Annotated in this window: 15 protein-coding genes; 4 read left to right on the plus strand and 11 right to left on the minus strand. The window is 33.8% G+C overall.

Annotation, left to right across the window (positions count from 1 at the left end; genetic code table 11):
- Nucleotides 1–11 precede the first annotated feature (11 nt).
- From ACOOWA_RS00570 to ACOOWA_RS00580, 3 genes are read right to left on the minus strand one after another with little or no spacing between them, the layout of a single operon-like run.
- Complete coding sequence (locus ACOOWA_RS00570) at nt 12–821, minus strand: DUF4129 domain-containing protein (protein WP_421372472.1); 810 nt, start codon at nt 819–821, stop codon at nt 12–14.
- A complete protein-coding gene (locus ACOOWA_RS00575) occupies nt 814–1,776 on the minus strand; it encodes a DUF4013 domain-containing protein (RefSeq protein ID WP_421372475.1) in 963 nt (320 codons plus the stop codon). Before ACOOWA_RS00575 ends, ACOOWA_RS00570 begins: the two co-directional genes overlap by 8 nt.
- Entirely contained in the window at nt 1,760–2,743 is a 984-nt protein-coding gene (locus ACOOWA_RS00580) for a stage II sporulation protein M (protein ID WP_421372477.1), read from the minus strand. The genes ACOOWA_RS00575 and ACOOWA_RS00580 overlap by 17 nt, the downstream gene beginning before the upstream one ends.
- A 27-nt stretch (nt 2,744–2,770) precedes the next feature.
- Between ACOOWA_RS00580 and ACOOWA_RS00585 the strand changes: the two genes are divergently transcribed.
- Complete coding sequence (locus ACOOWA_RS00585; protein ID WP_421372479.1) at nt 2,771–3,520, plus strand: RDD family protein; 750 nt, start codon at nt 2,771–2,773, stop codon at nt 3,518–3,520.
- 57 nt (nt 3,521–3,577) lie between these two features.
- On the opposite strand, the gene ACOOWA_RS00590 is transcribed toward ACOOWA_RS00585, so the two are convergent.
- Nucleotides 3,578–4,051 (minus strand): hypothetical protein, encoded by a 474-nt coding sequence (locus tag ACOOWA_RS00590; protein ID WP_421372481.1) that lies wholly within the window; start codon nt 4,049–4,051, stop codon nt 3,578–3,580.
- Nucleotides 4,052–4,241: 190 nt separating this feature from the next.
- Here ACOOWA_RS00590 and ACOOWA_RS00595 point away from each other — a divergent pair, with 190 nt between their 5' ends.
- Nucleotides 4,242–4,532: a GNAT family N-acetyltransferase gene (locus tag ACOOWA_RS00595; RefSeq protein ID WP_421372483.1), complete on the plus strand. Its 291-nt coding sequence runs from the start codon at nt 4,242–4,244 to the stop codon at nt 4,530–4,532.
- Here ACOOWA_RS00595 and ACOOWA_RS00600 read toward each other — a convergent pair.
- The 5 genes from ACOOWA_RS00600 to smpB all read right to left on the minus strand — a co-directional run bounded on the left by ACOOWA_RS00600 (nt 4,521) and on the right by smpB (nt 9,323).
- Nucleotides 4,521–5,492, minus strand: a complete 972-nt coding sequence (locus tag ACOOWA_RS00600) for a glycosyltransferase family protein (RefSeq protein ID WP_421372485.1) — start codon at nt 5,490–5,492, stop codon at nt 4,521–4,523. The two genes, ACOOWA_RS00595 and ACOOWA_RS00600, sit on opposite strands and share 12 nt — an antisense overlap.
- A 1-nt stretch (nt 5,493) precedes the next feature.
- Nucleotides 5,494–6,318 (minus strand): UDP-2,3-diacylglucosamine diphosphatase, encoded by an 825-nt coding sequence (locus tag ACOOWA_RS00605; protein WP_421372487.1) that lies wholly within the window; start codon nt 6,316–6,318, stop codon nt 5,494–5,496.
- Nucleotides 6,319–6,465: 147 nt separating this feature from the next.
- Nucleotides 6,466–7,206 (minus strand): YebC/PmpR family DNA-binding transcriptional regulator, encoded by a 741-nt coding sequence (locus ACOOWA_RS00610; protein ID WP_421372489.1) that lies wholly within the window; start codon nt 7,204–7,206, stop codon nt 6,466–6,468.
- Nucleotides 7,207–7,299: 93 nt separating this feature from the next.
- Nucleotides 7,300–8,787: an OmpA family protein gene (locus ACOOWA_RS00615; RefSeq protein ID WP_421372491.1), complete on the minus strand. Its 1,488-nt coding sequence runs from the start codon at nt 8,785–8,787 to the stop codon at nt 7,300–7,302.
- A 77-nt stretch (nt 8,788–8,864) separates the two neighbouring features.
- On the minus strand, nt 8,865–9,323 hold the full coding sequence (smpB, locus tag ACOOWA_RS00620; RefSeq protein WP_421372493.1) for an SsrA-binding protein SmpB: 459 nt from the start codon (nt 9,321–9,323) through the stop codon (nt 8,865–8,867).
- 118 nt (nt 9,324–9,441) lie between these two features.
- On the opposite strand from smpB, the gene ACOOWA_RS00625 reads away from it, so the two are divergent.
- A complete protein-coding gene (locus ACOOWA_RS00625; RefSeq protein ID WP_421372496.1) occupies nt 9,442–11,064 on the plus strand; it encodes an ABC-F family ATP-binding cassette domain-containing protein in 1,623 nt (540 codons plus the stop codon).
- A gap of 312 nt (nt 11,065–11,376) precedes the next feature.
- Here ACOOWA_RS00625 and ACOOWA_RS00630 read toward each other — a convergent pair whose 3' ends face one another.
- The gene (locus ACOOWA_RS00630; RefSeq protein ID WP_421372498.1) at nt 11,377–12,198 is read right to left on the minus strand and encodes a ferritin-like domain-containing protein; all 822 of its coding nucleotides are present in this window, start codon (nt 12,196–12,198) and stop codon (nt 11,377–11,379) included.
- A 23-nt stretch (nt 12,199–12,221) separates the two neighbouring features.
- The gene (locus ACOOWA_RS00635) at nt 12,222–12,932 is read right to left on the minus strand and encodes a ferritin-like domain-containing protein (RefSeq protein ID WP_421372501.1); all 711 of its coding nucleotides are present in this window, start codon (nt 12,930–12,932) and stop codon (nt 12,222–12,224) included.
- 215 nt (nt 12,933–13,147) lie between these two features.
- Between ACOOWA_RS00635 and recJ the strand changes: the two genes are divergently transcribed.
- A complete protein-coding gene (gene recJ / locus ACOOWA_RS00640; RefSeq protein WP_421372504.1) occupies nt 13,148–14,866 on the plus strand; it encodes a single-stranded-DNA-specific exonuclease RecJ in 1,719 nt (572 codons plus the stop codon).
- Nucleotides 14,867–14,913: the final 47 nt, after the last annotated feature.

The raw sequence follows: 14,913 nt of genomic DNA on the forward strand, positions 1-14,913 counted from the left end.
GAAGTTTTTATTTAAGGTTTAAATCCTTTAAATTGATTTTTAAATTTATGATAACTTAGCTCATCAATCCTAAATTCGCCATACCAAACGTAATCGAATATATAAGAAAGATTATAAAAATCGTTTTTCAGATGATTCGATTTTAGCTCGGAAACATAGTCTCTATTGGTTTTTTCGGGATTCCATAGAATCAGCTTTTTGTCACTCAGCTTTTTAAGAACAAATAAAAACTGGTATCGAATGGCAGAACGGTAGTCTCCGTCATTTTCGAATTTTGAGATACTCTGTGGAAAATTGATTTCATGAATATTTTCGTGAAGTTCCTCTTCATTGATTTCTATTTTTTTGTTCTTCTTTCCAAAAAACAGATTTCCGTTATTTTTAATTAAAAATTTAACGATAAAATACAGTAAGAAACCTACCAGAATAATCGCAAAAAGACGAATGATAACGCTTGTAATCTGCGAAGAAGTTTCTAAACTGGTATCACCAAAAATACTTCGGATCAATTGAATCAACTTTCTCTGAAGCTTTTCGAAAAATGATTCTCTGGGCTTCGAAGTGGTATAATCAAACTCGTTTCCTTTGTATCTTGAAGGAAGATTTTCTTTGAATTTCTTTGGGAAAACCGTATTTTCAGTCTGCGGATTGGCTTTTAAAACAGAATCTGCCACATACATATTTTTGTAATGACTTGTCACAACAGTATCTGCAGTGACAACTTCTGTATAATCTTCAGGATATTCATCATCATTATACTCCTGTGCTTTTAAAAGCCCAGGATTTATAAAAATCAATAAAACAAATAAAAACTTATTCATTGACACCGATTGTTTCAATTTCTTCCAGCTCAACTTTTTGGTGAAAATCTCTTCTGCTGTCGTAATACATTAATCCTGAATTAACGTACAATATATTAGAAAGGAAAAATGAAATCAAAGTAGAAACGCCATACATCACAAAAATTAAGACTCCGAAACTTCCGGCGAAAGGATTTTGTTCAAAATTTCCATCAGGTGCCATTGTTGTAATTTTAAGCATGAAAAATATCATCGGGATCATCGTAAAAACAGTAGTAATGACGTACAAAATAATGAATATTACTATCGTTGTACCCCAATATTTCCAGAACGGTGAACCTTCCCTGTTGTTTGCATAAGAAAATTGCGAACGAATGGAGTAACTTAAACTTTCAAAAAAACCTCTGTTGCTGTTAAAATAATCGTACATCAGAAAATTAACAACATTGATTACAACCGGAAATATGAGTAACAAAAGAAAAAAGCCAATAATTACAAGCATTAATGCATACGAAATCCCAATAATAATGATTGATATTGGTGTCACTATAAAAATTAATCCCAACAAAAGTTTACCGATTCTTCCCGCATTTTTTTTAAAATCGCCAAAAATATCGTCTGCTTTTATTACCGTTTCTCCTTTAGCCAATCTTTTCAGATAAAAAACAGGAAAAAGATAATTTACAATCATTATTGTCATGAAAAGTAAAAATGTGATGACTCCGATAACAGTAAACATGCCGATATTGTCTTCAAAATAAGATTCGAAATAGTAACTTTCTCCACTCATATTTGAACCGAAAATCTGCATAAACAATTCTCTGTAACCAAAAATAAAAATTGCGACCATGAGAATAAGCAAGAGACCATTCAGTAAAATATAATTTTTGAAATAATTTTTACCATACAGTTTGAAAAACGTAAAACTATCTGTTATGAAAGCTCCGAAATCTCTTTTTTTATAAAATTGCATCATTGATAAGTTTTTTTATTCTACGGTTAACCATTCTGGGGTACACAAAATAATAAAAGCCGATGATTCCCAAACAGCCAAAAATAATCACAAGATTTAAAGCTAAAGGCATTTCTAAAGCATGCCTTGTGACGTAGCCTTCGATAATTCCGGCACAAATCGTAAATGGAATGGTACTTAAAAATATTTTGAATGAATTTTTGAATCCGTTTTTAAAAGAATTAAATCTTGAAAATGTTTTAGGAAAAAGAATAGAAGTTCCCAGAATCAAACCACACATTCCTTCCACCACCATACTGAAAATTTCAAATGCCCCGTGAAGCCAGATTCCTCTTGCACTATCTCCCAAAGCTCCGTGTTGATAGAAAAAATATTGGAAAGTACCCACCATGATCGAGTTTTGCATCAGAAGATACAATGTTCCTATTCCGCAGGTGATTCCATACATATAAAGTTTTGCACCCACTATTATGTTATTAACGGTAATTCCTATCGTACTTCCCCAAGTAGAACCATCCTGATAAACACCGACAGCATTTCCGTTTTTAATGTTTTCGATGGTCATATTTACATATCCTTCGCTGAGAATAAGATTGGTAAATTCATTATCATAAATTGCCGAAAGCACTCCAATCAGCATAAAAAATATAAAGAATAAAAATGAGTAGGCTAAATATCTTCTATATTCATAAACAATTAAAGGAACTTCTGTTTTGAAGAAATAAATCAGCCTGTTTTCTTCAACCCTTTTAGTTTTATAAATTTTCTGGAAAATCTGAGACGAAAGATGGTTTAAATATACAGTCGTATTACTTTTAGGATAGTACGTCTGGGCAAAGGAAAGATCATTGACAAGATTAATGTACAACGAAGACAGATCATCAGGATTTTTTTTAATTTTCCCCTGAACAACCTGCTCAATTCCCAACCATTTTTCTTTATTTTGTTTAATGAAATAAACTTCTCTCATAATTGTAAGGCTAAAATAATAAAAATTATGTCTCAAATTGCGATAAATACCTCCCAAAATGTAAATATTAATTTTATCACTGCAAGTATCGGAGAACGAATAGTAGCGTACCTTATAGACACTCTCATCAAGGTGGCTTATCTTGTTGCAACATTCTATTTGTTTTTTAATATTTTAAATTTAGGATACATCCTTAACGGGATGGATTCCTGGTCTCAAAGTGCAATCTACATCGTCCTTACATTGCCGGTTTCTTTATATCCTCTTGTTTTGGAAAGCCTGATGGAAGGACAGACTCCCGGAAAAAAAGTAATGAAAATACGGGTAGTAAAAATCGATGGTTACCAGGCAAGTTTTGGAGATTATCTGATTCGCTGGGTTTTCAGGTTAATCGACACTACTTTTGCGGGAATTGTAGGTCTGGTTTCTATGATTGTTTCTAAAAATAATCAACGTTTGGGCGACATTGCTTCCGGAACAGCAGTAATTTCATTAAAAAACAATATCAATATTTCTCACACTATTTTGGAGAATATCAATCATGATTACATCCCCACCTTTCCGCAGGTAATTGGTCTGAGTGATAATGATATGAGAATTATTAAAGATAATTATTTAAAGGCCTTAAAAATCGATGACCGGCAAGTCATTACGAAGCTTTCGGATAAAATAAAAAGTATTCTCAAACTTGAAGTTGATCTCACAAAAATGACCGAAAGACAGTTTATAGGAGTGGTTATTAAAGATTATAATTATTACACAGGTAAAGAAAATTAGTCTACTCTCAATTTTGCTGTGCAAGTGAATTGTTAATTATATTTTATTTCTAAAAATTTATTTCAAAAGAGCCCAAATTCCAACTCCAATTCCTGCATAAGCTGCAATTGTAATAATATCTGCGATAGGTTTTGAAAATTGCTTTTCAGCAATTTTTTCGCTGTTAATCTGGTTTTTATGGAATTTCATAATTCTTTTAGGATTATTAACGGAGTGAGCAACCAGACTGTCACTTTCCCATCGATCAACGATTATCTTATAGCTTTTGCCATCAACATCAATTCTAAAATTTTTGTTAGGAGCAAGTTTCTCTTTCACATTGATTGGAGCAGCCATTGCTTGTGAGTTTAGTTTTTGAGATCCGGCTTTTTCATTGTTCATCTCTGCGGGAGATGCCTTTGCAAGCTCTGCACTTCTCTTAGAATCTTGCTTATTATCGGTTGCTGTAATATCCGCAGGTTTTTTAACTTGATAAGTATAGCAGCTTACAAGACATAATGATACAGTAATAAGATAAAAATTCTTTCGCATAAGTCAAATTTAAGAATTAAACGGAATATTCTGTATTTTCTTTTGAAAGATTCTGTATTTTAAAAATTATTTATTCTTAAAATTGACCAGTGAAACCAAATTGACCTTTCATTTAATCCCTTTTTTTGATGTACATCAAAACTTCTGCGGTTCAATTTTTGTACATTTAAACTTAGTTAAAAATCTACTTATGAAATTTGAAAATAATAAATCGGGAAACGGCGGAGTAATCACACTCAACAACGAAATAAAAGAAGTCGGAAGATTAACGTACACCATTTTCCCTGAAGAAGATAAATTGATTATTTCTTTTGTGTTAGTTCATCCCGAATTTGAAGGTCGCGGAATGGGAAAATTTCTTGTAGAAGAAGCCATTAAATTCTCAAGAGACAATCATTGGAAGGTTTACCCGCATTGTTCTTATGCAAGAGCGGTAATGAGAAGGATGAACGATGTGGAGGATATTTTTTTACAGAACTAAAACTTCATTCAGCAGAATATCTTCAATATCATCAGGATAATTTACCTGCAAATGAAGATCCGAAGCTACCCAGTTTTTAATTTCCTTTACCTCTAAAACTTTAGAATTTGATATTCCCATTTTGTCTAAAGCACACGCATTACATTCCTGTTCATACTGATTATGAATGGGTATTACGAATAATTTTTTATCCATGAAAAGTGCTTCTGCAGGAGTTTCGAAACCAGCATTGCATAAAATTCCGTCACAGTTTTCGAAATATTTTAAATATTGAACTTCATCAATCGGGAAAACCTCAACATTTTTTATTTTTACCTGAAGTTTGCTGTGCTTGGAAAAAATTTTCCATTCTACAGGAATCTCCCGTAGAACTTTAATGATGTTTTCATCTGAAAAACTCGGAAGGTAAACCACATAAAAACCTTTCTTATGAGGATTTAGATTTCTAATTTTTCTTCTGATGACGGGTTTTTTTATTTGAGGATGATAATTATCAAAGTGAAAACCTATTTTCCTTTCACTCGGAACATAATATTTTAAAATTAATTCTCCGAAAAAATCTTTTTTTTCAGGTTTTGGCGTTTCTGTAAAACTCATTGAAGCCTGATGACTCAGCTCAATCATATTCAAATTTTTAGTTTTGCAAGCCCAACCCGTTAAAGGTTCGTAATCATTGATAATTAAATCGTATTTGCCTAAATCAATATTTTTAATTGTTTTAAAAGCTTCGAGGAAATTATTTTCAAAGAGAATTTTTTTATAAGAGATCCCTCCAGTTTTATTATACAGCAGTGAAACACCTTTATGTTGAAAATTAATTGGAAAATCAGCCTTCAGTTGAGATTGATGACCACTTATTAAAGTATCTACAGAAGCATATTTTTTAAGAATAGGGATGATTTCCTGTGCTCTTGCAACATGCCCATTTCCTGTTCCCTGAAATGCATACAGTACCTTCATGCTAAGTAAATTGAGTTACAATTTTCAAAAGATCTGAATTGTTGATATCCGGAATTTCTTCGGCATCATCGTCTTTAAGCAAATGTTTGTGCTCTTCATAATGAAAGATTTTCCATTCGTTTTGATGAAATTCCAATGCAGATAAATTTTCAATCCAATCACCTGAATTCAAATAAGTACAAGAGCCTTTCTTATTGACAACCTTACGCATTTGAGGTTGATGAATATGACCACAAATTACGTAATCATAACCGTTATCAATTGCCAGTTCTGAAGCTGTTAGTTCAAAATCACCAATATATTTGACTGCTTTTTTTACATTATTCTTGATTTTTTTTGAAAATGAATATTTTTCTTTACCCATTTTATCTAAAAACCAATTCACAACATTATTGATGACAATGAGAAGATCATAGCCTTTTCCGCCTAATTTTGCAATCCATTTTGAATGCTGAACGGAGGCGTCGAAAACATCTCCGTGAAAAATCCATGTTTTTTTGTGATTAATATCAAGACAAAGTTTGTTGCAGACTTTCAGTTTACCCAATTCAAAGTCGGTAAATTTTCTGAACATTTCGTCGTGATTACCTGTAATATAATAGACATTTGTGTGTTTTGTAGCAAAAGAAATAATCTTTTTGATTACTTTTAAATGAGGCTTAGGGAAGTAAGACTTTTTAAACTGCCAAATATCAATAATGTCACCATTTAAAACTAATGTTTTCGGTTGAATAGAATTTAGATATCTAAGAAGTTCTTTAGCCTTACATCCGTAAGTTCCCAAATGTACATCCGAAATAACAACCAGCTCAACATCTCTTTTCATTTGCAGATATTTATCTTACTAAATGATCAAATGTGATCGCCATATCAACTAGTATTTTTGTATTACCAAGGATGGCGATTGCACAATTGATTCTTTTGCAAAGAAACTAATTGAAAATGAACTGTGTATGAATGCTGTATTATCTTTTTATAAAGATTCTAATAATTCGTCTGTGATTTCCATGTTGTGATAGACGTTTTGTACATCATCATCTTCTTCAAAACGATCAAGCATTTTCATATTTGCCTTAAATTGTTCCGCATTTACTTCTTTCGTATTGTTCGGAATTCTTTGCAATTCTGCACTTTTAGCTTCAATCTTAAGCTCATCTAATTTGTGAGACAAAGAACCAAAATCTTCAAAAGCAGTGGTAATCATTACTTCTTCATCATCTTTTTCTACATCTTCTGCTCCGCCGTCGATCATTTCCATTTCAAAATCATCCCAATCCATTGTAACTTTAGCCAAATCAATGGTAAAAATTCCTTTTCTGTCGAAGATAAAAGCCAACTCACCATTTTTTCCAAGATTACCGTCAAACTTATTGAAAGTTGCTCTTACATTGGCAACAGTTCTTGTAGGATTGTTTGTAGTACATTCAACGAAAAACGCAACACCACCTTGTCCGTAACCTTCATAAGTGATTTCTTCGTAGTTTTCAGCATCTGCACCTCCCGCCTTTTTTATAGCTCTCTCAACATTATCTTTCGGCATATTTGCACCCTTTGCATTCTGGATGCATCTTCTTAATGCAGGATTAGCTTCAGGATCAGTTCCCCCTGCTTTTACCGCTAAAGCAATGTCTTTACCAATTTTAGAAAAAGTCTTGGCCATTTTGTCCCAACGAGCCATCTTGGAGGCTTTTCTATATTCAAATGCTCTTCCCATTTTTTATATTAAATTTTGACAAAAATACTCAAAATCAACAACAAAAAAAATACCCCCAGAAAACTGAGGGTATTTATTATTTAGAAAAATTAATTATTTTTTCTTTTTAGCTGGAGCCTTTTTCTTAGCTGGAGCTTTTTTCACTGGTAAGTCAGATTTTTTGTAAGTTTCCCACTCTGATCCAGAGATTGCTCTTACAATTACTTTTCTGTCTACTAATCTTGCTTCATCAGATGCAGTAGCTGGTTGAGTAGCTTCCTGAGAACCGATACCGATAGATTTAAGAACTGAACCATTTACACCTCTAGCTTCTAAAGCAGCAACTACAGCAGCAGCTCTTTGTCTAGATAAATTCAAGTTGTAAGCAGCAGCACCTTTAGCATCAGTCATACCAACAATCACAAAGTTTTGGTTTGAACCTTCTTCTTTGATAATTCTTGCAGCTTGATCTAATTTACCATTAGATTGAGGTCTGATAGTAGCTTTGTTAAAATCAAACAATAGATCTCTAAACTCTTCAGTTACTCTTTCTTCAATTGGCTTAACTGGTACTGGAGGAGGACATCCTTGGAATTCAGGAACACCTGGAACTGTAGGACAAGCATCATCTTTATCTAAGATACCATCTCCATCTGTATCTGGCCAAGGACAACCGTTGTTTTCTGCAGGACCTACAACTGTAGGACAAGCATCATCTTTGTCGATTACACCGTCACCATCTGTATCTGGCCAAGGACAACCATTGTTTTCAACAGGACCAGCAACATCTGGACACTGATCGTCTTTATCTGGAACTCCATCACCGTCTGTATCAGGACATCCCTGGAATTCTGGTAAACCTGGTGTATCTGGACATAAATCGTCTTTATCTAAGATACCATCTTTATCTCTATCTCTGTTTCCGAATCTGAAGTTCAATGAAGCAGAAGCTTGCCAGAAGTTAGCATAATTAGCTTTATCTCCAGGAGTTGAAACATAATCACCCTGAACACCTAAACCGAAGTTTTTAGTCAACCAGAAGTTAACACCAGCACCTGTAGAAACAGTAAAGTGATTCGCTTTACCCATTTCCATACCGTTATCACCATTAGCAGTCATCTCAGCAGGATTTCCGTTGATGAAAGTTTGTCTAGGGAAAGACAAAGATGTATAATCATGTCTTAGGTAGTTAGCACCAACTCTCAAGTACGGGTCAAACCAAGACTCTTCATCCCAGATAAGTCCAGCTGCTTTAGCCTGGAAACCAAGACCAGTCATTAACATGAATTCTTTACCCATGTTTAGTCTTTTGTTTTCAACATTTCCTACACTAGTCTGCCAGTCGATAACTAAACCTTTACCAATGTTTCTAGCAACTGTTAGTTTAGAAAGAGGTGGCGTAATAGAAAAATTGTTCACATTGAACATATTTTTCGTCAAATTAGTAGCAGAAAACGTATTACTAAAGTTATTACGTTGTGCTGTATGGTTTTCCGCATGAGCACCAACTCCGATCATCCACGGATTGTTGGTAGTCTGAGCGAAAACAGTAGAAGCAACCGTAAGCGCCAATACTGAAATTCCTAATTTTAGATTTTTCATAGAATTAAATGATTAAATAATTGATATTGCAAAATAAATATAATTTTTCTTTATAAACAAAGTTTTCAGGATGATTTTTAACTTTTCTTTAATATTCTATCGAGGTTTCGTTTATTTTCTCTATCTTTTATTGCCTCTCTCTTATCAAAGAGTTTTTTACCTCTTCCAAGAGCAATAATTATTTTAGCCTTGCCTCCGTCATTAATATAAAGCTTTAGTGGAACAATTGTATTCCCTGCATCCTTGAGTTTTTTTTCAAATTTTAACAATTCTCTTTTGTGCAACAGCAACTTCCGTTCCCTTTTTGTTTTATGGTTATAAAAAGTTCCCAGTTTATATTCATCAATCATCATATTAATGATATATAACTCACCATCAATAAACTGACAGAAAGACTCTGTGATAGATGCTTTTGATGAACGCAAAGATTTAATCTCGGTACCAGTTAATACCATTCCGGCCTCAATCTCTTCGATAATATCATATTCAAACCGAGCTCTTTTATTTAAAATTCTGACTGTTTTTTCAATCTTCATTATTTCTAATTTTGTTAATAAATATACAAAATTTGCTTTCCTATAAAAACTTGAGTATTACATTATTATAATTTACCCAAATTCTTTTCGTAATTTTGCGCCAAATTTACAAACTTATATGTTAACAGTATCTAATTTATCTTTACAATTCGGGAAAAGAGTTCTTTTTGACGAGGTAAACATTATGTTTACGAAAGGAAACTGCTACGGGATTATCGGAGCAAATGGTGCAGGAAAGTCTACATTCCTTAAAATACTAACAGGAAAGCAAGATCCAACAACAGGACACGTATCTTTGGAACCAGGGAAAAGAATGTCGGTTCTTGAGCAGGATCACTTTGCCTATGATGAATTTACGGTACTTGAAGCTGTTTTGAGAGGTAACAAAAAATTATTTGAAATAAAAGAAGAGATGGATGCCCTTTATGCAAAGGAAGATTTCTCTGACGAAGACGGTATTAAAGCCGGTGAGCTAGGTGTTGTCTATGACGAAATGGGAGGCTGGAACTCTGAATCTGATGCACAGACCATGCTTTCAAACGTGGGTATTAAAGACGATATGCACTGGCAAATGATGAGCGAACTAGAGAATAAGGACAAAGTAAAGGTTCTTTTGGCTCAGGCACTTTTCGGAAATCCAGATGTATTGATCTTGGATGAACCTACGAATGACCTTGATATTGAAACGATTTCTTGGCTAGAAGATTTCCTGGCAGACTACGAAAACACAGTAATCGTTGTATCTCACGACCGTCACTTCCTGGATACTGTTTGTACACACATCGGAGATTTAGATTATGCTAAATTAAATCTTTACACAGGTAACTACTCTTTCTGGTATCAGGCTTCTCAGTTAGCAACAAGACAAAGAGCTCAGGCTAACAAAAAAGCAGAAGAAAAGAAGAAAGAACTTCAGGATTTCATCGCCAGATTTAGTTCAAACGTTGCAAAAGCTAAACAGGCAACTGCAAGAAAGAAAATGATCGATAAATTAAACATCGATGATATTAAACCATCTTCAAGAAGATACCCTGCGATTATTTTCGAAATGGAAAGAGAAGTTGGTGACCAGATTTTAGATGTAAAAGGTCTTGAAAAAACAAAAGACGGAGAATTATTGTTCTCTAATATAGATCTTAATCTTAAAAAGAATGATAAAGTTGCTGTTTTATCTAAAAACTCTTTGGCAATTACAGAATTTTTCGAAATTTTAGCAGGAAACACTCAACAAGACAAAGGTACTTTTGCCTGGGGAGTTACGACTAACCAATCTCATATGCCTTTAGATAATACAGAATTCTTTAAAGAAGATATCAATCTAGTTGACTGGTTGAGACAATTTACCAAAAATGATGAAGAGCGTCATGAAGAATTTATGAGAGGATTCTTAGGAAGAATGCTTTTCTCGGGAGATGAAGCTTTGAAATCTTGTAAAGTACTTTCGGGAGGTGAAAAAATGAGATGCATGTTTAGCAGAATGATGCTCCAAAAAGCGAATGTACTTCTATTGGACGAACCAACAAACCACTTAGACCTTGAAAGTATCACTACATTGAACAACTCATTGTCTAACTTTAAAGGAAATCTTTTATTGGCCTCTCATGACCACGAAATGCTTTCAACGGTCTGTAACAGAATCATAGAATTGACTCCAAACGGAATTATCGACAGAGAAATGACTTATGATGAATATCTTGCTGACAAAAAAATCAAAGAATTAAGAGAAAAAATGTATTCTTAATTTTTATAAATATTAAAATTTATCTTATAGAAAACTCCTCAAAAATTAATTTTAGAGGAGTTTTTGTTTTTAAAATCCTTAAATTTTGCAAGTTTGGTGTTGGCAAAGAAACGTTTCTGAATCATTCAAAACACCTTATTTTTCATTGAGTTTTTAAGCTTAAAGCCCGTTACAGCATTTATTAAAAGTCCAGAAATAAAGATTTTTTCGTACTGAATAATTATGCTGTGAGGATGAAAGTTTCTACAAAATAAAAATCCTCTTCCGGATAAATACCGAAAAAGGATTTGATATATATATGAGAATTTATGCTTAAACAATAAACAGACCCGCAATTGCAGCTGCATCTGTACCACTTAAAATTTCGTCATAAGCAGCAGAACCAGCCGCTGCACCAAATTTTGTCGCCGTATTGAAACCTGCTTGCACTGTAACATCTTCACCTGCATAAACAGCATTTGTTGCAGCCGGCATATTTCCTCCATTGGCTAATTCAATCCATCCTTTGTTTGCACGCATTCTTCTCACCTGAGAAGCGTGTCTTGCTTCCACGGAATGAATTTGTAAAGCTGCCTGTAAAACGGCTTTATTTGACATTACATTCCCAGCCTGACCTTTATATGCTCTCACTCCTGTATCTTCAAAAGCCTGAGCTAAAATAAGAAACTGTTGATAATTAGTAAAAGGAGTAAAGTTTCCGCCTGCTGAAAAATCAAAATTGGGTTTCGCTTTCGGTGCTTCCCCTAAAGAAGTTAAAGTAGCCTTCAAAAATGAAACATGGGCTGCTTCATGTTTAGAAATCTGCATAAAAACTGCTTTATCTGATGCTGGAATTAAATTTCCGGCTAATGCATTCAAACCCAATCTGTAATATTCGTCTTCCAGATATTCTAGAGTTAAAGCTAACTGCAAAGCATCGGTTAATGCACTTTTAGCAGCAATAGGATCATTATTTACTGTCAATGTTTCAGCTTTGGCATTAGTTGACATTAATCCAGCCAATCCTAAAGGTAGTGCAGCAACTGCCGCTTTTTTCCCGAATGCTGTAATATCTGAAAGTGTTTCTGATCTAGACGTTTGTCTTGTAAAAAAAGAATCGTCAGAAAGTTTATCTAATAATTTTAGAATGTTCATAATAATAGGTTTTGATGTGATAATTAGTTAATACCCTGTTCTTTCCAAGTGAAAGGCGTTTTTATAAATCCTCCTGCGGCCATTACGATGTCTTTAGGCTCTTTGGCAACATCAAGTCCGTTTGAGTTGATTACATCATCACCTGAGAATGCAGCTGTTCCAGGATTGATCAAATCTCTGATTGCTGCAGCATGTCTTGCTTCCACAGAAACAATTTTACCGGCAACTACCAAATATGTAGGATTGGTAATATATTTTCCGGCCGCATTATAAGCAGCAACCCCTGTATCTTCCAAAGCTTTTGCAGTAGCTAAAACCGAAGTTCTGTCATTGAAATTTACGTTAGGATATTGAAATTCTAAAGTTGGTAAAACATTTTGTGTAGCGGCAGAAATTGCTGCCTGAAAAAAATCTCTGTGAATAACCTCATGGTGATAAAGGTCTGTTAAGATTTCTTTTTCAGCATTGGAAATTCCGCTGTAGAAACTATTAACAACTTTTGTGTAAAAATCTGCTTCTAGTTGTTCCAAAGCATATGCATAATTAAGAATACCTACATCTCCCGTACCCAAATCGAAAATTCCGGCATTAGGATCATATCCCATATCATCATCGTTACATCCTACCAAAGTAAGACCAGCTACGGCAAGACCAATACCGCTTAGTTTTAGGAAGTTTCTTCTACTGGTGTCCAGAGTGGCTCCCTGGTTGGAAACTTTAATTGTTTTTTTCATAATATAATTTTTAAATAGGTTTAGTATTTAAAATCATGTACGAGAGTAAATTCATAATGGATTTAATAAATTATAATTATTTTTAAAATTTGTTAAAAATTTGACCGTGTATACCACATTTACTTAAAAATATTTTAAAATTTAAATATCAAGCAGTTTGAATTTGCCCACAATTTCCAATAGTTTTTAAAATAAATTTTACCTATTTTTGTGAAATGAGTCAAAAATGGATTTATAAAACCGAACCTGATGAAGAAATTGTTGATGGATTGAGTTCGTCGCTTGGTTTTGGAACTTTTGAATCCAAACTATTAGTTCTCAGAGGAATTGACAATTATCAGAAGGCCAGAGAATTTTTCAAGCCGAATATGGCAGATATTCATAATCCTTTCCTGATGGCAGATATGCAAAAAGCCGTAGAACGCATTGCAACAGCTATCGAAAATGGAGAAAAAATAATGGTTTACGGAGATTACGATGTTGATGGAACAACAGCTGTAGCATTGATGTATCTCTACTTAAGCAAGATTGTTCAGAAAAAATACTTAGATTACTATATTCCCGACCGAAATTCTGAAGGTTACGGAATTTCTACTGAGGGTATCGACTTTGCCAAAGAAAATGGTTTTTCATTGATTATTGCGTTAGATTGCGGAATCAAGGCGATTGACATGATTAATTATGCCCGAAGCAAAAACATCGAATTTATTATATGTGACCATCATTTACCCGGAGATGAAATTCCTGATGCTACCGCAGTTTTGGATCCGAAAAGAACCGATTGCCGATATCCGTTTAAAGAGCTTTCAGGTTGTGGTGTTGGTTTTAAGCTTTGTCAAGGTCTTAATACCATTTATAAAATTCCTGAACAGGAACTTTTTGAGCTTACAGATTTGCTGGCAATATCAATTGCCGCAGATATTGTTTCAATGACCGGTGAAAACAGGGTTTTAGCAAAAATGGGACTCAAAATGCTCAGAAAAACCCGAAATATGGGACTGAGACTTTTAATTCCGGAAGATAAACTTTCACATTTTGAAATTTCGAATATTGTTTTCGAAATTGCTCCGAAAATAAATGCTGCAGGTAGAATTTCTCAGGGAAAAGCTGCTGTGGAACTAATGGTTTCTGATAATTTGAAACATGCCCATCAAATTGTAAGCGACATTATGAATCTTAATGATGAAAGACGGGAACTCGACATGAATTCTACGGTTTCAGCATTAAATCAAATTATAGAATCACAACAGGAAACAAAATTTTCAACTATTGTTTATCATCCTGAATGGAACAAAGGCGTGATCGGGATCGTTGCTTCAAGGTTAATTGAAACGTATCACAAACCGACTTTGGTTTTTACTGATGGAAATAACGGTGAAATGGTTGCTTCTGCAAGGTCGGTTTCAGATTTTGATGTACATGAGGCTTTAGATCTCTGTTCGGAATATTTTCTGAAATTTGGCGGCCATCATGCTGCAGCAGGACTTTCGATGGAAAAGTCTAAATTTGAAGATTTCAAAATTAAATTTGAAAAAATCGTTGCCGAAAAAATTAAAGACCATCAGAAAGAACCATCGATTACGATTGATTGCGATATAAGTATTGATGAAATTAACAGAGATTTTATTAATTTTCATAGAAAACTGGCCCCTTTCGGACCACAGAACATGAAACCTAACCTGGTTTTGAAAAATCAGAAGATTTCCGGGTATTTGAAAACAATGGGAAAAGATAATAATCATCTTAAATTTTATATCAAACAGGAATCTACCGGTAGAAATATTGAATGTGTGGGTTTTAAATTAGGCCAATTTGCTGATGATTTCAGAACTAAAAATTTCGACATCGCATTCACCCTAGAAGAAAATCACTGGAAAGGAAATGTAACGCATTGCTTAAATATTAAGGATGTGAAGTTTCATGAAAGTGAATAGTGAATTTTCCTTCGGAAGTGAAAAGTCAATTTAAAATAATAATTAAA

The organism is Chryseobacterium sp. GP-SGM7, from assembly GCF_049166575.1.
In the GTDB taxonomy this organism is placed as follows: Bacteria; Bacteroidota; Bacteroidia; order Flavobacteriales; family Weeksellaceae; genus Chryseobacterium.

What these genes read in the sequence shown, in the direction of transcription:
- ACOOWA_RS00570 (WP_421372472.1), bottom strand. Translation starts at nt 821, where the DNA reads ATGAATAAGTTTTTATTTGTTTTATTGATTTTTATAAATCCTGGGCTT.
- ACOOWA_RS00580 (WP_421372477.1), bottom strand. Translation starts at nt 2,743, where the DNA reads ATGAGAGAAGTTTATTTCATTAAACAAAATAAAGAAAAATGGTTGGGA.
- ACOOWA_RS00575 (WP_421372475.1), bottom strand. Translation starts at nt 1,776, where the DNA reads ATGATGCAATTTTATAAAAAAAGAGATTTCGGAGCTTTCATAACAGAT.
- ACOOWA_RS00635 (WP_421372501.1), bottom strand. Translation starts at nt 12,932, where the DNA reads ATGAAAAAAACAATTAAAGTTTCCAACCAGGGAGCCACTCTGGACACC.
- recJ (WP_421372504.1), top strand. Translation starts at nt 13,148, where the DNA reads ATGAGTCAAAAATGGATTTATAAAACCGAACCTGATGAAGAAATTGTT.
- ACOOWA_RS00625 (WP_421372496.1), top strand. Translation starts at nt 9,442, where the DNA reads ATGTTAACAGTATCTAATTTATCTTTACAATTCGGGAAAAGAGTTCTT.
- ACOOWA_RS00605 (WP_421372487.1), bottom strand. Translation starts at nt 6,318, where the DNA reads ATGAAAAGAGATGTTGAGCTGGTTGTTATTTCGGATGTACATTTGGGA.
- smpB (WP_421372493.1), bottom strand. Translation starts at nt 9,323, where the DNA reads ATGAAGATTGAAAAAACAGTCAGAATTTTAAATAAAAGAGCTCGGTTT.
- ACOOWA_RS00585 (WP_421372479.1), top strand. Translation starts at nt 2,771, where the DNA reads ATGTCTCAAATTGCGATAAATACCTCCCAAAATGTAAATATTAATTTT.
- ACOOWA_RS00600 (WP_421372485.1), bottom strand. Translation starts at nt 5,492, where the DNA reads ATGAAGGTACTGTATGCATTTCAGGGAACAGGAAATGGGCATGTTGCA.
- ACOOWA_RS00610 (WP_421372489.1), bottom strand. Translation starts at nt 7,206, where the DNA reads ATGGGAAGAGCATTTGAATATAGAAAAGCCTCCAAGATGGCTCGTTGG.
- ACOOWA_RS00615 (WP_421372491.1), bottom strand. Translation starts at nt 8,787, where the DNA reads ATGAAAAATCTAAAATTAGGAATTTCAGTATTGGCGCTTACGGTTGCT.
- ACOOWA_RS00595 (WP_421372483.1), top strand. Translation starts at nt 4,242, where the DNA reads ATGAAATTTGAAAATAATAAATCGGGAAACGGCGGAGTAATCACACTC.
- ACOOWA_RS00630 (WP_421372498.1), bottom strand. Translation starts at nt 12,198, where the DNA reads ATGAACATTCTAAAATTATTAGATAAACTTTCTGACGATTCTTTTTTT.
- ACOOWA_RS00590 (WP_421372481.1), bottom strand. Translation starts at nt 4,051, where the DNA reads ATGCGAAAGAATTTTTATCTTATTACTGTATCATTATGTCTTGTAAGC.